The sequence below is a fragment of the Celeribacter sp. genome, assembly GCF_048270365.1.
Classification (GTDB): Bacteria; Pseudomonadota; Alphaproteobacteria; order Rhodobacterales; family Rhodobacteraceae; genus Celeribacter.
Genome location: NZ_JBLWTA010000013.1, coordinates 26,664 through 49,522, shown reverse-complemented (window position 1 = coordinate 49,522; position 22,859 = coordinate 26,664). Strand labels below are relative to the sequence as shown.

Below are 22,859 nucleotides of genomic sequence, written 5' to 3'. Positions count from 1 at the left end.
CAAATCCCTTCAGGTCACAACGCCCTGTCGCGAGGGCCTGTACCGAATAGTCAATGCGCGGGACCGGCCGAAACCGATCCCGCGCTCTGGGAGAAGCGGGTTACTGGATGTAGCCCATGTCGTTCCAGGGTTTGTATTCCGCACGGAAGGCGGTCAGGGAGTCCATCACCTCCTTGAACAGAGGATCGGATGCGCTTTCCTCTTCCACGACCGTGGCCCATTGAGTGCGCAGCTCGTCGAGCACCTCATCCGGCCAGACTTTGAACTCGGCGCCATTCTCGGCCATCCGGGCAAGCGCCGGACCTTGGGTGGCCGAACCTTCGGACAGGGTCTTGAGGGTGGCCTCGCCACAGGCGGTCTCGATGGCCAGCTGTTGACGCTCGCTCATCTTGTTCCAGGTGTCGAGGTTCACATAGACCGCGTTGACCGAGGTCTGCTGGTGTCAGCCGGGGAAGTAGGCGTATTTTGCCACCTCATAAAAGCCCATGTTCTCATCGGCGGAGGGGTTCGAGAACTCGCCGCCGTCGATCACGCCACGCTCAAGTGCGGCGTAAACCTCGCCGCCCGGGATCAGCTGAACCGAGGCGCCAGCCTTCGACAGGACTTTGCCGCCAAGACCGAAGTAACGCAGCTTTTTCCCTTTCAGATCCTCGACCGTGTTGATCTCCTCGTTGAACCAGCCGGATGTTTCGGGCGGGTTCAGCGTACAGACGAAGCCCTTCAAATTCAGGTCCGCGAGGATGCGGTCGAAAATCTCGTAGCCGCCGCCATTGTTCATCCAGGTCAAAAGCTCGGTCGCAACGGGGCCGAAGGGCACGGAGGTAAAGGCGCTCAGCGCCGGGACGAGACCGGAACCATAGCCGGGCGTGCCGTAGGCCATGTCGATGGCGCCTTGCGACACCGCATCGAAAAACTCTGTGCCGGGCACGAGCGCGCCGGGTTCAAAGACGTCGATCTCAAGCGTGTCGCCAGACAGCACTTCGATCCGGTCCGCCACCCACGGCACGATGGTGCCGATGACGGGGGTTTGGGTGGCATGGGCCGCGTGCATTCTCAGACGCAGGTCTTGCTCTTCTTGTGCGAAGGCAGCCGAGCCGAAAACGGTGACGACGGTGGCGATGGCCGTCATGCTTTTCAGGGCGGTTGTCAGTTTCATTGGGGTCTCCTCCTCTATGGTCGTGGCCAGGCGCGTGTTTGATGCGCTTTGGCCTAGGTGACCGAAGCGGGGCTGCTTCGGTCGCATGTCGTGCTGTGTTGCGCTGCCGGGTTTTAAAGCTCAGAGCCGGTAGCCGTGGCCGACGAGCCGCTCTACGTCGCCTTTCAGGCGCGGCGTCGGATCCTGTCCATCCATCAGCTCATAGACCACGTCGCCCGTGTAGCCGATGTCATCAAGCGCCTTCGCGAAGGCCGGAAAGTCGATCTCACCCGCGCCCACCGTGGTGTGCGCCCAACGGTCGGCCCAGCAGTCGCTGACATGCGCGAGGATCAGGTGATCCGCCACGTCACGCACGCCTTGGGCGGGGTCTTCGAAGGCAAAGGTGTTGGTGCAGTCGTAACAGATGCCGAGGTTCGCATGCCCGATCCGTTCGACCAAATCCGCGACCTTGCGTCCGGTGCCGAGCATTTCGAAGGGCAGCGTTTCAAGCCCGACCTTCACGCCAAGCTTTTCGCCATGTTCGGCAAGTTTGCCGACCTCTTCGCAAAGAAACTCAAGCGCGAGGTCTTCTGGTGTAGGCATGAGGCTGTGCAAACGCCCGACGGGCAGGACAAGGCAGGGGGCGCCAAGGTCCGACCCGATCTCGATGGCCTTACGGAACTCCGACATCGCAAGCTCATGCAGCCCGGCGTGCAGGGCCATCAGGTTCAATTCCATGGTGAAATTGACGGACACGCAGTGCAGTTCGAGATCAGCCATCAGCCGCCGTACACGGTTCCGTTCATAGGTGTCAAACGTCGAAGATTCGAGGTGCGGGGGGTAGGGGAAAAACTCGACCCCTTTGACGCCGGCATCGGCAATCCCCCGAAGCGATCCTTCAAGCGATGCGAAATGCCAAAACCCTGCTGTGGACACGCCTAGCGTTATTATCCTGCTCTCCTCCCGTTTGTGGTTGCGGCCTTCCGACAGCCACATTGCTAATAATTGTTGAATTAGTTCAGCAATTATTAGTATGAAATCAAATGCAAGACAAAATTGAAAATAGGCGTATTAATTTGCTATCAGCACATGTGGCGGCTCTGACGTTTTTCGGGAAAATCTGAACGTATCTTAGGCGTTAGTCCTTCGGACGCCCCTTTTTGCAGGTCGCAGATTTAGGCTGGCACGCGCTCGGGCCGGTCATCTCGGTGCCCGACCCCAGATGATTTTCCCAGATGCTCTGCCTAGAATCTCTTGCGCACCTTTGACGGTTCAGCACGCAAGCGTCCGGCATGTTTTCAATGATTGAGGTCTGTGCCGAAAGGTCGTGCCGGTGTGATGGTGCGGCGTTTAACGCGATAACAGAGGTGCCGAGCGCTGCGAAATGCGCTATCTGAAAGACTTAGATGAAGCCTCTCGCCAATAGGAACTCAAGTCTTGCGCAGCACAAAAATCATTCATGTCGTTTCATGTCATGCAGAGGGCGAAGTTGGCGATGTGATCGTCGGCGGGGTGGCGCCTCCTCCCGGTGACAGTGTGTGGGACCAGCGCAAATGGATTGCCGAGGATGAGACGTTGCGCAATTTCATGCTGAACGAACCGCGCGGCGGGGTGTTTCGGCATGTCAACCTGCTGGTGCCGCCCAAACATCCCGAGGCACAGGCGGCCTGGATCATCATGGAACCGGAAGACACCCCTCCGATGTCGGGATCGAACTCGATCTGCGTGTCGACCGTCCTGCTCGACAGCGGCATTCTACCGATGACCGAGCCTGTCACCGAGATGGTGCTTGAGGCGCCCGGCGGTCTGGTACGGGTGCGCGCGGAATGTGCCAATGGCAAGGCCGAGCGGATTTATGTCGAGAACCTGCCGTCATTCGTAAGCCGCCTTGATGTCCCGCTCACCGTGCCGGGGTTGGGCGAGATCACCGTGGACACGGCCTTTGGTGGAGACAGTTTTGTCGTGGTCGATCCGGTCGCGCTTGGTATCGATCTCAAGGCCGAAAACGCGCGCGAAATTGCGGAACTGGGCATCCGCATCACCAATGCTGCCAATGCGCAGTATCGTTTCGAGCACCCGGAAAAGCCGGATTGGGCGCATCATTCTTTCTGTCTTTTTGCCGGGCCGATCACCCGCGATGGCCATGAGCTTCGGGCACAATCCGTCGTGGCGATTCAACCGGGCAAACTTGATCGCTCGCCGACCGGCACTGCGGTGTCCGCGCGGATGGCGATTTTGCACGCGCGCGGCGAAATGGGTCCGGAAGACCGCTTCGCCGGCGTGTCGATCATCGGATCTGAATTCCATGGGCGCATCCTTGGGGCCGTCAAACTCGGCGACGTCGATGCCATCCGACCCGAGATCAGCGGGCGGGCGTGGATCACCGGCACGGCCCAGCACATGCTCGACCCGTCCGATCCATGGCCGGGTGGCTATCGCCTGTCCGACACATGGCCCCGGATCAAGGGATAAGATGCGGCCCCGAGCCGCACCTGCCGGGCGGATCAGAAACGATCGGCCCGGAACGGTGAGAGAGAAATCTCCGGTGTGCGGCGCGCGGCCAAGTCCGCCACAAGTTCGGCCGTGCCAGCCGATTGGGTCAAACCCAGATGGCCGTGACCGAAGGCATAGATCACGCGATCCGATTTCTTCGCGCGTGCAATGACAGGAAGGCTGTCGGGCATCGACGGCCGAAAGCCCATCCATTGCGTGCCACCTGACGGGTCGAAACCGGTCAGGAAGCTCTGGGCCTTTTCCACCAGAATTTCGGCACGCTTATAGTTCGGCGGCAAAGACAGCCCACCCAATTCCACCGCCCCACCAACGCGCAGTCCCTCACCGATACGGGTCACGACGAAGCCGTGATTGGCAAAGGTGACATGGGTGCGCAGATTGAAACTTGCGGTCGGGAAGGTGGTGTTATAGCCGCGCTCGGTTTCAAGGGGGATGCGCTCTCCCAAGGTGCGTGCGAGATGGTGGGACCACGCGCCTCCGGCGACCACGACCTGTGAGGCATGCACTTTGTGGCTGGTGGTTTCGACCTCCACACCGTCGAGTTTTGGCGTCAGGGCCCGAATGTCGGCCTGGTCGATTTCCCCGCCACTTTGGACGAAATGCTGTGCCAGAAACTCGGTCCATTGCGCTGGATCGACTGTATTCATCCAGTCAGGTGTAAAGCCCGCATGGGTGAAGCGCGGATGAAGCCCGGGCTGGATGTCGGCAATCGCCTCCGGGCTTTCCAACAGGTTGAAAGCGATGCCATGCTGGCGGCGGAGTTCCCAGGACGGAAGCGTGGCCCGGAACTGTGCGTCGCCTTCATAGACCTGAAGCTGACCCTCGCGACGCATGAGCGGTTCACCATTGACGGAGGCGATCAGCCGGTCAAGCGCCTGCCGGGACAGGTGCATCAGATCGGATTGCGCTTTGACAGCCGCCGCATAACGGGATTGGGCCGTCGCGCGCCAGAAATGATACATCCAGGGCATGATTTTCGGCAGATATGCCGGGCGCAGGGAGAGCGGACCCAGCGGATCAAGCAACCATTTTGGTGCCTTGCGCATGATGCCCGGCGTTGCCAGAGGTTCGATATCCGTAAAGGCGAAAGCCCCGGCATTGCCCCGCGAGGTCTCGGCCGCGATCCCTTTGCGGTCGAGCAACAGAACCTTATGTCCCGACTTCTGCAAAGCCAAAGCCGATGTCACCCCAATGATGCCTGCACCGATGACGATGATGTCGTGATGTCTGGACAGTGTCATGCTCTACCTCATGGAGTGAAAATTGCCCGGCGCACAAGGGGAACGCGCCGGGCGAGGGATCACAGTGTAATCCCGGCTCGGAACGGGTCTGTCTCGGCAAAAATCAGTTTGCTCTCGGCCATGACCCAGGCCTGGCCGGTGATCGAGGGGATCACGCCACCCTTCGGCCCTGCGGTGTAGGACAGACGATAGGTGCTGCCGATCACGCTTTCCTGAATGATGTCTTCGCCTTCGGACAACTGTCCTGCCGCCGCCAGACAGGCCAGACGCGCGGAGCTGCCGGTGCCGCAGGGCGAGCGGTCATAGGCATCGTCCGGGCACAGCACGAAATTCCGGGAGTGCCCGTTTTCCGAAAGGGCGGGGCCATAGAAGATCACATGGTCGATCCGTTCCTCTTTGGCATTGAGCGCCTCGCGCACCTGAATGGCCGCTTGGGTCAGTTCGGGGATATGTGCAGGCGTCACAGGCACCGGCGCGGGGTCCACGAGGTAGAACCAGTTGCCGCCATAGGCGATATCCCCGGTCACTGTGCCAAGCCCCTCGATCTCGACGGCGACACCGCTTTCGACGCGACGGCTTTCGATATTCGTCACCGTCACCGTGTTGGCATCCTTGACGTCAACCGTGACAATACCCGCAGGTGTTTCGATCTTATGGGTGCCAAGACCGATCTTGCCCATATGCATGAGCGTCACGGCCAAACCGATTGTGCCGTGCCCACACATGCCAAGCACCGCTTCGGCATCGAAATAAATGACGCCTGTGACACAGTCGGGATCGACGGGTTCCACAAGAAGGGCGCAGACCATCGCGACCTGACCACGCGGTTCCAGCACGACGGACTGGTAGAACGCAGTGTGCTCGGTCGCCAGTTTCTTTGCACGTTCGGTCAGAGGGCCGGATCCAAGATCCGGGCCGCCGTCCAGGATCACCCGTGTGGGTTCTCCGCCAGTATGACTGTCGATCACATGCATTCAGAGATCACTCCGCCTTGTTTGATCCAGTTCGCGTACCAGGCGTTGAACTGGTGGAACTGAGCTTCGCAGAATTTCGCTTGCGACGGACTCAGCGCATCGGTTTCGTTGATGTGCAGACGATACTCTTCGTGCCCTTTGAGAACCATCAGGTGTTTGAAGTAGAGAACCAGATCGACGCCTTCGTCGAATTTGGCGATCACGGAGAGGGCGTTCTCAAGCTCGCGGGCGCGCACATCGGCTTCGGGATTGCCTTCTGCGGCCTTCTTGGACAGAGCCACTTGCAGGAGTGCTTCTTGCGGGAAGATCGTGCCGATGCCGGTGATCGCACCCACTGCACCGCATTTGGCAATGCCGTGATACACCTCCGTATCGACACCCACCATCAGCAGAACGTCGTCGTCCTGATTGGTGATGTGTTCTGCCGCGTAGCTCAGATCGTCCTTGCCGCCGAATTCCTTGAAGCCGATGAGGTTCTTGTGCTCTTCGCGGAGTTTGAAGAACAGATCGGCTTTGGTGGCGTAGCCGTAATAGGGGCTGTTGTAGATGATGGCAGGCACATCAGGGGCTGCGTCGAGGATGGCTTTGAAGTGGTTGCGCTGTGCCGCCACGGACAGGCCACGCGACAGGACGCGCGGAATGACCATAAGGCCGGCGGCACCGACTTTTTGTGCGTGCGCCGCATGTGCGACTGCGGATTTCGTGTTGACCGCACCGGTGCCGACGATCACGGGCACGCCGGCTTTGGTCAGTCGTTCAACGCCTTCCATCCGCTCTTCGTCGGTCAGCAAGGGCCAGTCACCACAAGAGCCGCAATAGACCACACCGGACATGCCCGCCGCCATCATCTCCTGACCCCGGCGCACGAGGGCGTCAAAGTCGGGTTTGCGATCTGCGGCACAAGGGGTCAGAAGAGCGGGAATAGTGCCAAAAAACACATCTTTTTTCATGTCGGGTCTCCGTGGTTATTCTGGTTTGATCCATAAGGGGGGATGTTCGGGGGCCTTGCCCGTGCGGGCGGTGTCAGCGCATTGCGCCAGCGATCCGAAACGGACGGCGCGCTGTGACAGGCCAGGTGCGTAATGTGCATACTTTCCGGAATTGGTCATCAAGGTCTCGGCAGAGGGAGGGAGCACTGGCTCGGAGATTGAGCACCAGCAGAGGTCCGGCACAATTTTGACGCCCGCACCTTCGAGCCGCGCCTTGACGCCGGATGCTGTGATTTCTGCAAGGCTCTGACGCCCGAGTGTGATGATTGTCGTGACATCCGGATGCACGTGTGTGCCGTCCATCAGATCGGCAAAAGCGGTGCACTCAGAGGTCGAGAAATGCGGGCTGCCCAAGGCGACGAGTTCGACCTTCGCCGCCCCTTGGTTGAAGCCCTGCCAGAGCTGCGCAAAATCTGCGGGGCCAATCGTCACATGATCTGCGTCGGAGGCAGGGGCCAGATCGGCCTCGGGCGTGATGCCCGCGATATGCAGCATCGGCGCGGCGGAGGTTGTCCCGTAGGCTGCGCAGAGGGCTTTCAGGTCATTCTCCGTCGGGGGGGTGTGTTCCAAACCGCGAATGAGGGGAATGCGATCCGGTGCTTTTTGTCCGACGAGCCACCCGAGCATTGGCCAGAACGCATCGTCGATCCCCTCCGGCACTGTAACATCAATGATCCGCCGCGTCCTGCGGTTTGCGTCGAGGTAAACGCCGGTCTGGGCCGCACGTCCGGTGAGCGCAATACAAAGGTCCATGAAATCCGCGTGTTTGACGGTGCGGGCCCCCAAGACACTGTTGGCATAGATGACAGCATTGCTTTCGGCCCAAGCGATGTCTTCCCCCTGCGCGGGTTTATCCGCGAGCAGATATGGGGCGCAGGTGAAACTGGGTTTCGCGCCCATTTCGACATAGGCATCGGCCAGTTGGCTGGCGGGCAGGCCGAACTCTTCGGCGACGCCTTGGCTTCGCCAATTGGCATGATCTACGGAAATCGCGTTCATCGTCGTGGGCAGGCGCACGCGTCCGCCTTTGTCGGCCATGGCGCGTGCAAAGGTGAGGAACGCGGGGCTTGCGTAGATACAGCCATCGATATGCACCCGAGCGACATCGGTCAGTCGGGCGGCGCCCTGCGCCATGGCCATTGTAGTGATGATTTCCATCGCGACCTGCGCCGCTTCGCCATAGGCGCCCGAGAGGAAACGTTCATCCTCTGCGGTCAGCGCAAGCGCTGCGCTTTTTTTCGCCAGAGGCCACCGTATGTCGCCCGCGATCAGCGCGTCCTCACGGATCGTCACCTCAGGCTCTTCGGACAGTCGGTCATACTCTGACGCAGAAAGTTGCAGGACGGCGATAGGGCGGTCGAACAATTTGGTAGCGACCAATGCGCCGAGGGTCAGGATGTCTTCGTTTTCACGAAAAATCAGCGCATGAGGGGCGTTCTGAGCAAAAGCGAGCCCAAGCAGAACCCCGCTGCCGGTGCAGGACCCGCGACTTGTCGGCATCATGACAATCTTACCGGTCAGAAATTGCCCGTGCTGCGGATGATGCGCGTCGATAATCTCACCGGTCGCGGGATCAACCCCACCCCAGACGCTCAGGCCTTCTTCGCAGAGAAGCAGAGGCCCCGAGACTTCGGCGGCGACGATAACATCTGGCATATCTACCCTCCTGTTGTCAGAGCGCATGTGGTTGGGGGTGGTTGCATTTCGCAACATTTTCTATTCCGCGACCCCGTCACGCATTGCGTGCCGTTGTATTTGGCGCAAATATATGCTTAAACAATCACACATGGTAAGAAAAGAAAAATTATGATGAAAACGGAAAAAAGCGACGACCAAAATCCCGAGGCAAATTGGGAAGCGGAGCGTCATCATCTCCGCGCCGAACTTGGCGCGCGTATGAAATCAGTGCGCCAGTCCGCAGGCTTGACCTTGGATGCCGCGGCACAGCGCTCTGGCGTTGCCTTGTCCACCATTCACAAGATCGAAAATGGACGCGTTTCACCCAGTTATGAAAACCTGGTGCGGATCGCGCGCGCCTACGACATCGGGATGGAGCGTCTCTTCTCTGAAGATCATGAAGCGCATCAAACGACACGGTTGGCGATTACCAAAGCCGGGCAGGGACAGATCGTTCGCGCCAAGAATTTCGAATATGAAGTCTTGTGTAACGCCTTGGCGGATAAAAAGATCATTCCACTTGTGACGACGGTCGAGCGCCGCGAAAGCCTTCGCGAGGATGAGCTCGAATCACACTCCGGCGAGGAAACATTCTATGTGCTGTCCGGGCGCGTTGAGCTTGTGGTTGAGCATTATCAACCTGTGATCTTGGAGCAGGGCGATTGCGCCTATTTCGACAGCACCCTGAAACATGGACTTCGCGCGATCGACGACACGGAAACCAAAATCTTCTGGGCGTGCACCTATACCGACGTTGCCAACCAAAGCAGCTGACGCCGCGCAGTGGAACATACAGTGGAAAACTCTCAGATATCCGCAGGAGGCTACATGACCGATACACAGATCATTTCTGTCGCAGCGCTTGAGGACAAGGTCCGTTCGATCTTTCAATCTCACGGCCTGACGGCGGCAAACGCGCAGGCTGTGGCTCATGTGATTGTCGCCGGCGAACGGGATAATTGCAAATCACACGGGATCTACCGCATTGAAGGCTGCCTACGGGTTCTTGCCGCTGGCAAGGTGACCCCGGACGCCGTTCCCGAAGTCGTCGACAGCGGCAAAGCCGTGCTCGAAGTCGACGCGCATGGCGGGTTTTCCAATCCGGCCTTTTACGCCGCGAAAGATGCGTTGGTGGCCCGCGCCAAGGACACCGGGCTTGCGGCTCTGGTGATCCGGGATTGTCTGCATTTCTCGGCACTTTGGCATGATGTCGAGGCGCTCGCCGAAGAGGGTCTCGCCGCGCTTTCCATGTGCCCGAGCTATTCTTTTGTGGCGCCCGCCGGAGGCAAAGAGCCCCTGCTCGGTACGAACCCGATGGCCTTTGGCTGGCCGCGCGCCGGGGCATATCCTTACGTCTTCGACTTTGCGACCTCTGTGGCCGCACGCGGTGAGATTGAACTGCATCGTCGCGCGGGCACGCCCATTCCCGAAGGCTGGGCCGTGGATCGCGACGGTCATCCGACCACCGATCCGGAGGCGGCGCTCGACGGGGCCATGCTGACCTTTGGGGGGCATAAAGGCTCGGCGATTTCGACCATGATCGAATTGCTGAGTGGCGCGTTGCTTGGCGAATTCATGAGCAAGGAAGCGTTGGACTTCATGGGCGGTGGAGATCTCTTGCCGCGTCATGGGGCCCTCATTCTGGCGCTTGACCCGACGACTTTCGCGGCGCGGTCCGGGCGCGACCCGATCGCGGAAGGCGAACGGTTGCTCAGCGCCATTCCGGCACAGGGCGCACGCCTGCCGTCGGAACGTCGTTTCAAAGCCCGCGAAGCGGCGATGCGCGATGGCATCCTTTTGAGCACCGCCGAAATGGAGCAACTCGATCGCTTCTTGCGCGAGGGTCTCTCCGCAACAGACTGAGAGAGGCTGTCCTGAAAACATGAAGGCGCGGGACCAACATCCCGCGCCTTTTTATGTTGTCGAGGCGCCACTCAACTCTTGCATGTGACGCGTCGGTTTAGCGAACACTCGCCAGGAATTTTTGAGTTTCTTCGTGTTGAGGATTCCCGAAAATCTGCTCCGGCGCCCCGATCTCGGCCATGATGCCTTGATGGAAAAAGGCGACGCGGTCGGATACGTCACGCGCGAAACTCATCTCGTGGGTGACGAGGATCATCGTCATGCCCTCTTCGGCAAGCATCTTGAGCGTCTCAAGCACCTCACCGACGAGCTGCGGGTCGAGCGCGGATGTGACCTCGTCGAACAGCATGTAATCCGGCGACATGGCCAGAGCGCGCGCAATCGCCATCCGCTGTTGCTGACCGCCGGACAGCCGTGTCGGGTAGGTCGATAACTTGTCCCCAAGCCCCACGTGTTTGAGTTGCTTCTCGGCGATGGCTTCGGCATCGGCCTTGCTCATGCCAAGCACTTTGCGCGGGGCGAGGGTGACATTCTCCAACACGGTGAGATGCGGGAAGGCATTCCATTGCTGAAACACGATACCGATCTTTTGCCGCAGCTTGTTCAGGTCCGTGGATTTGGCATGAACTTCGGTGCCATCGACGACGATCTTGCCGGAATCGATGGGCTCTAACCCGTTGATACAGGTCAGAAGCGTCGATTTGCCGGAGCCGGAGCCCCCGATGACCGTGACGACCTCGCCTTTGGCCACATTCAGGTCGATGCCTTTGAGAACCTCAAGCTGGCCAAAGGATTTGCGGACATTTTGGATCTCAATCATTGGACCACCTTTTTTCGAGATACCCGCCGAAACGGGCAAGCGGGAAGCTGATAATAAAGTAGAACGCCCCACATATCAGCAGCAGGAACAGCGGCTCTTGCAGGCGCGTGATGAGGATTTGTGTGGATTTCAGAAGCTCGGTGACCTGCACGACATAGACGAGCGCCGAGTCCTTCATCACCCCGAGCGCCAAACCGATCCAGGACGGCAGGGCGACGCGGGTGGCGAGCGGCAGGACGATATGGCGCATGTCCTGGCCCCAAGACATCCCGAGCGAGCGCGCGGCACGCCGGGTCGTCTTCGGGACAGCATCGATGCCACCCCGCACGATCTCTGCGCAATAGGCCGCCGTATAAAGCGACAGCACCATGCAGGCGACGAAGAAGCCCGACAGTTGCAATTGCAACACCATGCCCATGAACGCATTGGCGAGCACAAGCTGGATCAACAGGGGCACGGACCGGAAAATGTCGAGAAAGAAGGTCAGCGGGGCGGCGAGAACGGCACCAAGCTGAACACGGATGATCCCGAACAGGATGCCGAGCACCGTGCCGATAACGACGGAAATCGCAGTGACGAGAATGGTAATCCCTGCGCCTTTGGCGAGGAAGATCACGTCCGTGAGTGAGAGAGTGGTATCAAACATTGTCTCAATCTCCCTCAATACCGGAACAGGCGCGCGGCGGCGAGGCGGGCCCCCAGGGTGATGACCTTTGTGATGATGTAAAAGATCACACCGGCAATGGCGAACAGCTCGAAGGTTCGGAAGGTCAGCGCGTTGAGATCTTGGGTGACACCGTAAAGGTCGGTGTTCATCCCCACAGTGACACCGAGCGAGGTCATGAGAATGGCCCAGACCATCTGGTTCGTCATCGGCAGGAAGGCGATACGCAGCATCTGCGGCAGGATGATGAACCGGAAAGATTGGCTCGACGTCATGCCAAGCGACCGGCCCGCACGTGTTTGCGTCTCGGGAATGGCTTTCAAAGCGCCGCGGAAGTTTTCGGCGAGATAGCCCGCGTTGTTGAAGGTGATGCCGATCAGAAGAGAGGTGAACGGCGAAAAATGAATGCCGAAACTCGCGATGCCGAAATGCGCCATGTAGATCTGGAACAGGGCAGGGGTGTTACGTGCGACTTCGACCCATGTGGTCGCAAATGCGGCGAGCGGGCGCGAACCGGACCGGCGCATCACGGTCAGAACAATGGCGAGGACGATGCCGATCAACATCGACAGCACCGCAACCTCCATTGTGACCATGGCGCCGTCCAGCATTTTCGGAAGCCGTGCGAGCACCTGCTTCCATTGGAAAGTGTAATCGAACATGTCCGCTATGTTTCCCTTTGCTGATTAGAAAGGCGGCGCGGGTGTTCCGCGCCGCCTGACATGTCGGGGTCAATTAACGGTACACGCCCTGAACGGTCAGGTCCGGCAGTTCGCCACCGATCCACTTTTCATAGAGCTCTTCATAGCGACCGGTGCGAACCTGTTGGTTCACGAAGAGGTTCAGGTAGTTGAGAAAGCCGTATTCATCGCGGCGGGTGAACAGAGCGACATAGTCGATGTCGAACGGCGCTTTGCCCACGACTTCGATGGCGTCGAAGTTGCCGGATTTCACAGTGGCCTGTGCCACGGTCGAGGTGGAGACGGTGGCGTCCAATTGCCCTTGGCTGAGAGCCAGAAAGACGTCTGCCTGAGTCTGGTAGGGGCGGAACGTGCTGCCTTCGCCCCATGCGTTGACATATTCTTCGAGGGCAATCGCCTCATAGGTCCCGGCGACGGCACCAACGGTGTGGCCTTTCATGGCTTCGAAAGAGTCGATGCCGGTTTCGGAGTTGGCGGTGACCGCCATATCAAAGGCAAAGTAGGGCACGGTAAAGCCGACGGTTTTGGCGCGCTCCAGCGTGTCGGACGTCGACGCGACACCCACGTCCACACGGCCGGACATCAGCGCCGGGATGCGTTCGGGGAAGGGGGTTTCAACGATCTCGGCTTCGACGCCCAGAGCGGCAGCGAGGTCGTTGCAGTAATCGACATCGAACCCGATCGGCTCGTTGTTGTCGTCGCGCATGCCCATCGGCGGGAAGTCGAGCACGACGGCACACCGCAATTTGCCAGACGCGATGATGTCGTCGAGCTTGTCTGCCTGAGCAGCGCCGGCAAGGCCGGTGGTGGCGAGTAAAACAGCGGTAAGGGCGAATTTCTTCATGAGTTGGACCTCTCTGTTGATCCTGTTTGAGACAGGTATATTTTCTATTTTTCGGTAAGAATTTTCGTATAAGAAAAATACTAGCGCGTAAAGAAAAAAATTGTTACGCCACACGCAAAGAGCGACAGCTCATCGGTTCCGTGTCTCAGGGAGGTTTTGGTCCTCATAACCGCTGAACAAGGGGTCGAAGGCATTTGTAACAAAAGGACAAGACATGACATTCACCCCGCATGGCAACCATCTCATCGCAGGCGCTTGGGTTGCCGGTGACGCGCGCTTTCAATCGGCTCCCGCGCAGGGGCCGTCGCACAGCTTTTCCAAGGGCACGCCAGCGCATGTGAATGCCGCGTGTGACGCCGCCGAAGAGGCGTTTTGGGACTATGGTTACACGACCCGCGAGGCCCGCGCCGCATTTCTGAACGCCATCGCGGATGAGATCGAAGCCCGCGCCGAGGCGATCACCGAGATCGGCACGCAGGAAACCGGCCTGCCCGAGGCGCGTCTGAACGGCGAGCGCGGGCGCACCACCGGCCAGCTGCGCCTCTTTGCAAGCCACATCCTGAGCGCCGCGTATCTCGACCGCCGCTATGACGAAGCCCTCCCGGATCGTCAGCCGCTGCCGCGTCCTGACCTTCGGATGATGCAGCGTCCCATCGGTCCCGTCGCCGTTTTCGGCGCCTCGAACTTTCCGCTCGCCTTCTCGACGGCTGGCGGCGACACCGCCGCGGCGCTTGCCGCGGGTTGCCCTGTCGTCGTCAAAGGCCACGATGCGCATCCCGGCACCGGCGAGATCATCGCCGAAGCCATCCATGCCGCGATCGAGACATGCGGCATGCCCAAGGGCGTCTTCTCCCTCGTGCAGGGCAATGACCGCATCGTCGGGCAAACTTTGGTCCAACACCCGCTGATCACCGCCGTGGGCTTTACGGGCTCGCTCGCCGGAGGGCGCGCGCTCTTTGATCTCTGCGCACAGCGTGAGGTTCCGATCCCGTTTTTTGGCGAGCTTGGGTCTGTGAACCCGATGTTCATGCTGCCCGAGGCGATCTCGGCCCGTGGCGCAGAGCTCGGCAAAGGCTGGGCGGGCTCGCTTGCCATGGGCGCGGGCCAGTTCTGCACCAACCCGGGCATCGCCGTGGTGATCGAAGGCAGTGAGGCCGACGCCTTTGTCGAGGCGACCCGCGCAGCACTTTCTGAACAGGGCGCGCAGGTCATGCTGACGGACGGCATCGCCAAAGCCTACAGCTCCGGTGCGGCGACCATCGGCGCTCAGGTGGGGGTTCAGGATCTGTTGACCAACATGTGCGACCAACGCGAGGCCAAGCCGTTCCTCTTTAAAGTGGCCGCCTCCGACTGGCTCGGCAACCACGCGCTGTCCGAAGAGGTCTTTGGCCCTCTGGGTCTCGTGGTCGTCGCCAAGGACGCGGACGAGATGGACCGCGTCGCCCGCAGCTTTAGCGGTCAACTCACCGTCACGCTGCACCTCGATGAGGGCGATGCGGCGCTCGCACGTCGTCTCTTGCCGGTGCTGGAACGCAAGGCGGGCCGTGTGCTTGCCAACGGTTTCCCGACAGGCGTCGAGGTCTGCGACAGCATGGTGCATGGCGGGCCTTATCCGGCTTCGACCAACTTCGGCGCCACCTCCGTCGGCACCCTATCCATCCGCCGTTTCCTGCGCCCCGTCTGCTATCAGAACATTCCGACGGATGTTTTGCCGCGCGATCTGGCCTAAATCACGGCTTGCAAGATGCGCGCCAAAAGCGCGCATCTTACGTCCCGGGAAACGCCGCGCCGATGCGGTGCTTGCCCATCAGGGAATGGCCGCATAAGCTGGCAATCGGCGCGCATATTTGGACTGAGGAGCGACACTGCTCTCTTCGTCCTCCAGCAAGCAGAAGTCGTAGAAGCGAGCAGACCTACATGGCGAACGCAGGCCGCGGAATCAAATCAATCGAGGTCAGCGGGCGTGTTCTGAGCGCTCTCATGGAAGCTTGGGAGCCGATGATGCTCCGGGACATTGCGGAACAGGCAGAACTGAAACCCGCGCTCTGCCATGCCTATCTGACCAGCATGAAAGATGTGGGCCTCGTGCATCAGGACCCGGCAACGGGCCTGTATCACACCGGTCATTTCGCGATTCACCTGGGGGTGAGATGGTTGGCCGAGAACCCGCGCATTCAGGCGGCAATCGAGGCGCTTCACCCTATGGCCTCCGAATTGGGGGTGATGGCGTTTTTGTCGCTGATTGGCCCGCTCGGCCCAGCTGCTGTGCATATCATTCCCGGCCCACGGACGACGGGTTTGAATCTGCGTTTGGGGGATCTGATTGCCCTCACTTCGACGACCACAGGCCGCGTTTTTGCCGCCTTCAGCACGGATCCCATGGTGCAAGGGCGGGCAGATGACGAGCGGACTTTGCTGCGCAAAGGGGATTGGCTCGGCGCGAGCCGTGATGAGGTGGATCTTGACGCGCTGCTGGATAATATTCGCGAAACAGGCCTTTCGGCGACGGCCAAGGCGCCGCTCCCGAGCCTGAACACCATCGCCGCCCCCGTGCATGACCCGAATGGGGAATTGGAATTTGCAATCACGCTGATCGGTGGCCACGATACCCTGTCGATTGACCGAGACAGTGAGGCGGCTAGGCGACTCTGCGCCCTGAGCGCGCGTCTCAGGACAGTTCCCGATGTGACCACCCCTGAAAAGAAAGAGCTGCGCCCTCTGCCTGTCGCTGAGGAACCGATCGAACGCGACTCCGGGCGTGGTGTGCGCTCCATCTATCTTGGGACGCGGTTGCTGCATGGGATTGCGGAACACAGCGGGCCGATGATGCTGCGCGATGTGGCCGCCTCTGCGGGGGTCGAGACCGGGCAGGCCCACGCCTATATCGCGAGCTATCGCAATATCGGTCTCGTCGAGCAAATCGAAGCCAACGGGCGGTATCGTCTCGGGCGTGTCGCACTTTACCTCGGCATGTCTTCCATGCGGATGACCGATCCGATGCGCCTTGCCTCTGATGCCGCGCATGCGCTGTCCAAGGCCACGCGCCTGAATGTGGCTGTCGCGATCTGGGGGTCCTTTGGCCCGAATGTGGTTCAGGTCCATGAAAGTGGCAGCCAGATCAGCATGGATACGCGACCGGGCACGGTGTATTCCATGGGGGGGACGGCGACGGGTCTTGTCTATTCCGCCTATCTGTCACCTGAGGCCGTCAGAGACGCGCTTGAGCGCGAAACATTCGACCCTTCGGACAGCTATCGTGTGGGCGCGAGGCTTGTGCCGGACGACGAGAAACTCGATGCCATTCGCGCCCAAGGCTATGCGACGGTCAGTCCGGGCACCGTGCCGGGCGTCTGCGCCTTTTCTGCGCCAGTCTTTGATCATACGGGACAAATCGCGCTCGCCCTTACCATCATCGGACGCGATTCCTACATTCTCCCAAAAAGCGAGGATGTCTTTGTGCCGATGCTTCTGAAGACAACGCGCACGCTGTCCGCCGACTTGGGATATACGAGCACGCGTTGCCTGCTAGAAGAGGATCAGGCGGGCAACGCGGCTCAATAGCGACCGCCCTTACCAGCGGCGCGCATGGCCGTCGAAGGCCTCAAGGTCATCCAGCGCCTCGTGACGAAGCTCATAGGCCAGATTGTAGAGACCATAGGTGGCCTTGTCGGTGTCCACGCCTTTGGCGTTCAGCAGGTCGAGAATCTGGACTAGACGGCGGGCAAGACGCGCGCGGTTAAAACCTTCGACCACCAGCACGGCGACGTTAGGATCGGCCGCGCTCAGTGGCGGGCGGTTCGGTTCAATCTCAGGGAGCGTTTCGCCGAGCCGCGCCGCGATCACTTCGGGAATCTTGATCAGGTCGGCCAAGAGCTCTTGCACCACGGCGATGGATTTCAGATTCTCCCCCATCGGCATGATCACCGAAAGTGCGACACCGCCCGTGCCGCCGCCGATCTGACCCAGAAGCTGACAGGTGTTGCGCCAGGAGTCGCGGTACTGATCGAGGATCGAGTTGAACCAATCCGAGGTCCCACCCGGATGTTCAGGCCAAGGCTTGGCGGCGAGTGTCGCAAAGGCGTCGATGTCGGAGGTCGGGTAGAACATGAAATAGCGCGGCAGGGTGCCGTCGCCCTCGTTGTAGCGGCGACCATATCGTCCCGGATGGTTCACATCAGATGTGCCGCCGTTCGACATCGGCCACGCGACCGGAAATATGTGAGCGCGCAACCTTGCCAGAAGGTGAAAGCGGAGATTTTTCCACAAGCACGCTCGCGGAGCTGGCGCGCAGGTCAGGCGAGCCCAAGTGCATGGCATGGTCTCTGGCGTCCCGGCAAAAAACAGATTCCGCCGAGACGCCATCTCTTGTAAATATTGATCGATCTAGTCGTAATATGTGCAAGGGGCGGCGCGATGCTCACTCAAAAGACAAAATATGCGCTGAAGGCTCTGACGGTCTTGGCCGATGAGCGGGCGCAGGATGGAACGGCTCTGCGGATCGAAGAGATCGCGGAGCGATCCGGGGCCCCCAAACGCTTCCTTGAGCACATTCTTCTCGATCTGAAGCGGGCGGGTCTGATCGGGAGCCGTCGCGGTAGAAATGGGGGATACGAACTGATCAAGGACCCTCGGCGCGTATCTTTGGCGGAGGTGCTTCGCCTGATTGACGGCCCGTTGGCTCCGTTTCCGTGCTTGTCTCGCAATGCGTATCAGCGCTGCGAGGACTGCAAGGACGAAGTGAGCTGTAGCGTGCGTGCCGTGTTCGGGGGGTTTTACACGACCTATATCCTCATGCTCGAATCACTCACTCTGTCGGATCTGATGCGTGAGGCGCGACCGCTCGAACGCTTTGGCCTGCCGGGGCTTGGGGGCGGAGAATAATATTCTATAATCACGATCAAATTAGACGTGATTTTTCCTTTGCAAAACACGACTAACCCTGTCGTTATTAACGTGTCAGGCGGTGCAGGACGCTTTCTCGGGCCAAAACCCGAGATGTCCCCATCGTCCTGACACGACGAATTCGACAGCGATGAGCAAAGGAGATCACATGCTTCGCACGATTCAGATCGGCAGCCATGTGCTGGCACAGGGCACTTTCATTCGCCGTCTCGATGACGGCCAGATCGAAATTGACGCGGGCAATTGCCGTATGGTTGGTCGCCCGATTGCGCGTGGCTGGCACCCAAAGGCCATGACCAAGGTTCGCGACGGAGCATTCCGTAAAACCTTTTCTCGCATCAGTTTGCGCCGAGGTGTCGTGGCGGCATTGACCTCGCTCGGTCTAACTTTCGGGGTCGTGATGCCTGCGGGCGCGCAGGAGGGCACAGAGATCCTCAACGTGTCCTACGACCCGACGCGCGAGTTCTATCGGCAATACAATGAGCTTTTCAGCGCATGGTGGGAAAGCGAAGGCCACGCGCCTGTGACCTTGCGACAGTCGCATGGCGGCTCCGGCGGACAGGCGCGTGCCGTCATCGATGGGCTGGAGGCGACTGTGGTGACACTCGCGCTTTCGGCTGACATTTCGGCCATTGCCGAACGCACAGGCAAGATCCCGGAAGATTGGCAATCGCGCCTGCCGCACAATTCCTCGCCCTACACGTCAACGATCGTGTTTCTGGTCCGGGATGGCAATCCTCTCGGCATCGAGGATTGGGATGACCTTGCTCGTGACGACGTCGCAGTCATCACCCCGAACCCCAAGACCTCTGGCGGGGCGCGCTGGAACTTCATGGCGGCTTGGGCTTGGGCCATGGAGGAATATGACGGCGACGAAGCGCAGGCGCGCGCCTATCTGGGCACGCTGTTCCGCAACGTCCCTGTGCTTGACACCGGGGCACGCGGCGCGACCAACACCTTCGTTCAACGCGGGATTGGGGATGTCTTGCTGGCCTGGGAAAACGAGGCCTTCCTGGCTCTGGCCGAGCAAGGCGACGGTGCATTCGACATTGTCGTGCCTTCGGTTTCGATGCTCGCCGAACCACCCGTGACGCTGGTTGATGGCAACATCACATCAGAGCGCCAGCGTGACGTCGCCTATGCCTATCTTGAGCACCTCTATAGTCCCGAAGCGCAGGCGCTCGCTTTGCAAAATTACTATCGGGCCTGGGATACCTCCGCCGCCTCGCAAGAGGATATCGCCCGCTTTCCTGAGGTGACGCGGCTGTCCATCGACGATTTCGGCGGATGGGCAGACGTGCAGCCCACCTTCTTTGGCGATGGCGGTGTTTTCGACCAGATCTATGAGGAGCAATGACCATGCGGGCGGGCATTCTACGCTCGCCCTCACCCTTGCCGGGGTTTGGGCTGAGCTTCGGGATCATGATGGCGGCGCTGTCCGTTGTTGTCCTTTTGCCGATCATGGCGCTTGTCGGTCGCGGCGTGATGATCGGGCCGGCAGAGCTATGGGAGATGGTGGGCACAAGGCGCATTCGCGCAGCACTCGCCCTGTCGTTTCGCGCGGCCTTGGTGGCATCCCTGTTTAATCTGGTGTTTGGGCTTGTGTTGGCCTGGGTTCTGGTGCGCTATCGGTTTTGGGGACGTCGCCTGATTGATGCGGCGATTGACCTGCCTTTCGCATTGCCGACTGCGGTGGCAGGGATCGCATTGACGGCGCTTTATGCGCCAAACGGCGCCCTCGGTCAGGTGCTTGCGCCGTTGGGAATCAAAGTGGCCTATACCGAGATTGGCATCTGGTTGGCGCTGATTTTCATCGGGCTCCCTTTCGTGGTGCGCACGGTTCAGCCGGTCATCGAGGAGATCGACCGGGAGGTCGAAGAGGCCAGCGCCACCTTGGGGGCCAGCCGGGCCTATACCTTGCGTCGGGTGATCCTGCCGATGCTCGCCCCGGCCTTGCTGACTGGTTTCGCCCTCGCGTTGGCCCGCTCGGTCGGAGAATACGGATCGGTCATTTTTATTGCCGGGAACCTGCCGTTCAAGACCGAGATCGCGCCGCTGCTGATCGTGATCCGGCTCGAAGAATACAACTACGACGCGGCCACCGCGATTGGGCTCGCCATGTTGCTGATCTCTTTCGCGATGCTGCTGGTCATCAACATCATCCAGATATGGAGCAGACGGAGGATTGGCGATGTCTGAAGTGAGTTTCACCCCCCGTGCGACCTCGGTCACCACAGAGACCGCTCTGACGAGGCGGATTGTGATCGGGGTGGTCATGATCCTGATCGCGGTCCTGCTGTTCGCGCCGCTGATCGCTGTCTTTGCCGAGGCCTTGCGCAGCGGCTGGGCCGCCTCGCTCGAAGGTCTTGCCTCGCCCGATGCGCAGGCCGCAATCCGGTTGACACTGATTGTGGCGGCAAGCGCTGTGCCTCTCAATGCCGCTTTCGGCATCGCGGCAGCTTGGGCGATCACCAAGTTCGACTTCCGTGGCAAAGCCCTTTTGATCACGCTGATAGACTTGCCTTTTTCGGTCTCGCCGGTTGTGGCGGGTTTGGCCCTTGTGATGCTGTTCGGCACAAATTCCTGGCTCGGGGCCTGGCTGATCGCCCACGACCTGAAGGCCGCCTTGACCTTGGGGGCGTCGGGCTGGCGAACGTTCTTCACGGTCACGCTCCCGAATATCCGTTGGGCGCTGCTCTATGGGGTGCTGCTATGTAATGCCCGGGCCATGGGTGAATTTGGCGCCGTCGCTGTGATCTCCGGCAAAATCCGAGGTGAGACGACGACCATGCCGATCATGATCGAGATGCTTTACAACGAGTATCTTTCGGTTGCCGCCTTCTCTCTGGCCGCCGTTCTGGCGCTCCTTGCACTGCTCACTCTTCTTCTGAAATCCCTGCTCGAATGGCGCTATGCGGGCCTTTTGGCCGCGACCCGACGCCACTGAAAGGAGCCAACATGTTTGTTCAAATCGAAGAAATCGCTAAAGAATTCGGCAATCAACGTGCGCTTCACCCGGTATCGCTCAGCATCCCCTCTGGAGCATTGATCGCGCTGCTCGGCCCCTCGGGGTCCGGCAAGACGACGCTTCTGCGGATTTTGGCCGGACTGGAGTTCCCGACCTCAGGCCGTGTCATGTTCGATGCGCTGGATGCGACAGGGCTCAGCGTGCAAGATCGCCGCGCGGGGTTTGTTTTCCAGCATTACGCCCTCTTTCGGCACATGACCGTATTCGAGAACGTGGCCTATGGTTTGCGCGCGCGCACACGCGGCGAGCGCCCGGCCGAGGCCGAGATCGGGCGTCGCGTGAACCGGCTTCTGGACCTCATCCAGCTTCCGGATATCGGCGCGCGCTACCCCAGCCAACTCTCGGGCGGTCAGCGCCAGCGGGTGGCCCTCGCGCGCGCATTGGCGATCGAGCCGCGTATGCTTTTGCTCGACGAGCCCTTCGGCGCCCTGGACGCCAAGGTGCGCAAAGAGCTGCGTCAGGGGCTGCGCGAAATCCACGACACCACCGGCCTGACCACGGTTTTTGTGACGCACGATCAGGAGGAGGCTTTGGAACTCGCCGACCTTGTGGTCGTGATGTCGATGGGCCGGATCGAACAGGTCGGCAAACCGTCAGACATTCGCGCGAACCCAGCGAGCGATTTCGTGCGCGCGTTTACTGCAGCTTAGGACTGCGTGGGTGGATGCAAAGTCCAACACATATCGCCGCGTCAACTTGGCTTCGGGTGGCTCTCTGGCTCACGACGTCTTCCGTCCCGGCGGAGGGGGCTTTTGCGGTCACGGGGTGGCGTGTTCGCACGGCTGTTCCCAAGTGGTGGATTGTCTGGCGTGGTCACGTCGATGCACAACGCCGTTTGTGCGCGATTGTCCTGCCCAAGCCATGGATTGGATGGGATGATCCAATTTGGCAGGCGCTTTTGCATCAGCGGCTACATGCGGTCGGGCTTTGCCCCGATGAGCCGGACCCTCGGCTCCTTCTTCAGGCCGAGCGAGAGATTTTCGCCCGGCTTGCTCCCCCCTGGACCAATATGATGGCAAGGCGATACCGATGAGCGATCTGACACTCGACAGAATTGACAGGAAGATTCTGAACCAATTGATGCGGGACGCGACGTTGCCCGTGGCGCAGCTCGCGGAGCGGGTTGGTCTGTCCCAGACGCCCTGCTGGAAGCGCATCCAGAAGCTGGAAGCCGCCGGCGTCATCACGGGCCGGGTTGCGCTTGTCGATCCTGTCAGGGTTGCACCGTGTTCGTGGAGATCGAAGCGTCCGACCACACACCGGAATGGCGCGCCGAGTTCCGCAAGGTTATCCCCCAGTTCCCCTCCATCGTTGAAGTTCACCGGATGGCCGGGGATATCGACTATATGCTCAAAGTCGTCGTGCCGGATATGGGCGCATTTGATGGGTTCTATCTTGAGTTCACGCGCAGGCTTCCCTGCCGCAACATCACGTCGAAGTTCTCGATGGAAGTGATCCTTGCCTCGACCGCATGGCCCATCGACACGGAGACGGCCTGAACCTGTTG

The 22,859-nt window shown here is 60.1% G+C and carries 20 protein-coding genes and 2 pseudogenes; 11 read left to right on the top strand and 11 right to left on the bottom strand.

Going from position 1 to position 22,859, the window contains the following annotated elements; genetic code table 11:
- Positions 1–100 precede the first annotated feature (100 nt).
- Together ACN0X0_RS16745 and ACN0X0_RS16740 are read right to left on the bottom strand one after the other, a co-directional pair.
- Positions 101–1,051, bottom strand: a pseudogene (locus ACN0X0_RS16745) (TRAP transporter substrate-binding protein).
- A gap of 225 nt (positions 1,052–1,276) precedes the next feature.
- Positions 1,277–2,131 carry a sugar phosphate isomerase/epimerase family protein gene (locus ACN0X0_RS16740; protein ID WP_417280079.1) on the bottom strand — a complete coding sequence of 285 codons (855 nt, stop codon included), beginning with the start codon at positions 2,129–2,131 and terminating at the stop codon, positions 1,277–1,279.
- A gap of 441 nt (positions 2,132–2,572) precedes the next feature.
- Here ACN0X0_RS16740 and ACN0X0_RS16735 point away from each other — a divergent pair, with 441 nt between their 5' ends.
- A complete protein-coding gene (locus tag ACN0X0_RS16735) occupies positions 2,573–3,607 on the top strand; it encodes a trans-3-hydroxy-L-proline dehydratase (RefSeq protein WP_417280078.1) in 1,035 nt (344 codons plus the stop codon).
- 32 nt (positions 3,608–3,639) lie between these two features.
- Here the strand turns inward: ACN0X0_RS16735 and ACN0X0_RS16730 are convergent, their stop codons facing one another.
- Genes ACN0X0_RS16730 through ACN0X0_RS16715 form a run of 4 tightly spaced genes read right to left on the bottom strand, consistent with a single transcriptional unit; the run spans position 3,640 to position 8,509 of the window.
- Positions 3,640–4,890 carry an NAD(P)/FAD-dependent oxidoreductase gene (locus ACN0X0_RS16730; RefSeq protein WP_417280077.1) on the bottom strand — a complete coding sequence of 417 codons (1,251 nt, stop codon included), beginning with the start codon at positions 4,888–4,890 and terminating at the stop codon, positions 3,640–3,642.
- Positions 4,891–4,949: 59 nt separating this feature from the next.
- The gene (locus ACN0X0_RS16725) at positions 4,950–5,864 is read right to left on the bottom strand and encodes a proline racemase family protein (protein ID WP_417280076.1); all 915 of its coding nucleotides are present in this window, start codon (positions 5,862–5,864) and stop codon (positions 4,950–4,952) included.
- Complete coding sequence (locus ACN0X0_RS16720; protein WP_417280075.1) at positions 5,855–6,814, bottom strand: dihydrodipicolinate synthase family protein; 960 nt, start codon at positions 6,812–6,814, stop codon at positions 5,855–5,857. The genes ACN0X0_RS16725 and ACN0X0_RS16720 overlap by 10 nt, the downstream gene beginning before the upstream one ends.
- 15 nt (positions 6,815–6,829) lie before the next feature.
- A complete protein-coding gene (locus tag ACN0X0_RS16715; RefSeq protein WP_417280074.1) occupies positions 6,830–8,509 on the bottom strand; it encodes an aconitase X in 1,680 nt (559 codons plus the stop codon).
- A gap of 150 nt (positions 8,510–8,659) precedes the next feature.
- Between ACN0X0_RS16715 and ACN0X0_RS16710 the strand changes: the two genes are divergently transcribed.
- Positions 8,660–9,304: a helix-turn-helix domain-containing protein gene (locus ACN0X0_RS16710; protein ID WP_417280073.1), complete on the top strand. Its 645-nt coding sequence runs from the start codon at positions 8,660–8,662 to the stop codon at positions 9,302–9,304.
- A 54-nt stretch (positions 9,305–9,358) separates the two neighbouring features.
- Entirely contained in the window at positions 9,359–10,393 is a 1,035-nt protein-coding gene (locus ACN0X0_RS16705; protein WP_226553837.1) for an Ldh family oxidoreductase, read from the top strand.
- A gap of 97 nt (positions 10,394–10,490) precedes the next feature.
- On the opposite strand, the gene ACN0X0_RS16700 is transcribed toward ACN0X0_RS16705, so the two are convergent.
- The 4 genes from ACN0X0_RS16700 to ACN0X0_RS16685 form a co-directional block, all read right to left on the bottom strand.
- Complete coding sequence (locus ACN0X0_RS16700) at positions 10,491–11,213, bottom strand: amino acid ABC transporter ATP-binding protein (RefSeq protein ID WP_417280072.1); 723 nt, start codon at positions 11,211–11,213, stop codon at positions 10,491–10,493.
- A complete protein-coding gene (locus ACN0X0_RS16695; RefSeq protein WP_226553835.1) occupies positions 11,206–11,859 on the bottom strand; it encodes an amino acid ABC transporter permease in 654 nt (217 codons plus the stop codon). The genes ACN0X0_RS16700 and ACN0X0_RS16695 overlap by 8 nt, the downstream gene beginning before the upstream one ends.
- Positions 11,860–11,873: 14 nt before the next feature.
- Positions 11,874–12,539: an amino acid ABC transporter permease gene (locus ACN0X0_RS16690; protein ID WP_226553834.1), complete on the bottom strand. Its 666-nt coding sequence runs from the start codon at positions 12,537–12,539 to the stop codon at positions 11,874–11,876.
- A 73-nt stretch (positions 12,540–12,612) separates the two neighbouring features.
- Complete coding sequence (locus tag ACN0X0_RS16685; protein WP_417280071.1) at positions 12,613–13,422, bottom strand: transporter substrate-binding domain-containing protein; 810 nt, start codon at positions 13,420–13,422, stop codon at positions 12,613–12,615.
- Positions 13,423–13,636: 214 nt separating this feature from the next.
- Here ACN0X0_RS16685 and ACN0X0_RS16680 point away from each other — a divergent pair, with 214 nt between their 5' ends.
- Positions 13,637–15,151 (top strand): aldehyde dehydrogenase (NADP(+)), encoded by a 1,515-nt coding sequence (locus tag ACN0X0_RS16680; protein ID WP_417280070.1) that lies wholly within the window; start codon positions 13,637–13,639, stop codon positions 15,149–15,151.
- Positions 15,152–15,339: 188 nt separating this feature from the next.
- Complete coding sequence (locus ACN0X0_RS16675) at positions 15,340–16,983, top strand: IclR family transcriptional regulator (RefSeq protein ID WP_417280069.1); 1,644 nt, start codon at positions 15,340–15,342, stop codon at positions 16,981–16,983.
- A gap of 9 nt (positions 16,984–16,992) precedes the next feature.
- Here ACN0X0_RS16675 and ACN0X0_RS16670 read toward each other — a convergent pair whose 3' ends face one another.
- A complete protein-coding gene (locus ACN0X0_RS16670) occupies positions 16,993–17,619 on the bottom strand; it encodes a hypothetical protein (RefSeq protein WP_417280068.1) in 627 nt (208 codons plus the stop codon).
- A gap of 216 nt (positions 17,620–17,835) precedes the next feature.
- Between ACN0X0_RS16670 and ACN0X0_RS16665 the strand changes: the two genes are divergently transcribed.
- The 6 genes and pseudogenes from ACN0X0_RS16665 (at position 17,836) to ACN0X0_RS16640 (ending at position 22,851) form a co-directional block, all read left to right on the top strand.
- On the top strand, positions 17,836–18,303 hold the full coding sequence (locus ACN0X0_RS16665) for an RrF2 family transcriptional regulator (protein ID WP_417280067.1): 468 nt from the start codon (positions 17,836–17,838) through the stop codon (positions 18,301–18,303).
- A 169-nt stretch (positions 18,304–18,472) separates the two neighbouring features.
- Positions 18,473–19,681 (top strand): sulfate ABC transporter substrate-binding protein, encoded by a 1,209-nt coding sequence (locus ACN0X0_RS16660; protein WP_417280066.1) that lies wholly within the window; start codon positions 18,473–18,475, stop codon positions 19,679–19,681.
- Positions 19,682–19,683: 2 nt separating this feature from the next.
- Complete coding sequence (gene cysT, locus ACN0X0_RS16655; protein ID WP_417280128.1) at positions 19,684–20,523, top strand: sulfate ABC transporter permease subunit CysT; 840 nt, start codon at positions 19,684–19,686, stop codon at positions 20,521–20,523.
- The gene (locus ACN0X0_RS16650; RefSeq protein ID WP_417280065.1) at positions 20,516–21,271 is read left to right on the top strand and encodes a sulfate ABC transporter permease; all 756 of its coding nucleotides are present in this window, start codon (positions 20,516–20,518) and stop codon (positions 21,269–21,271) included. Before cysT ends, ACN0X0_RS16650 begins: the two co-directional genes overlap by 8 nt.
- Before the next feature lie 11 nt (positions 21,272–21,282).
- Positions 21,283–22,002, top strand: coding sequence for a sulfate/molybdate ABC transporter ATP-binding protein (locus ACN0X0_RS16645; protein ID WP_226553814.1), 720 nt, complete (start codon positions 21,283–21,285; stop codon positions 22,000–22,002).
- A 379-nt stretch (positions 22,003–22,381) separates the two neighbouring features.
- Positions 22,382–22,851: pseudogene (locus tag ACN0X0_RS16640) on the top strand (Lrp/AsnC family transcriptional regulator).
- Positions 22,852–22,859 lie beyond the last annotated feature (8 nt).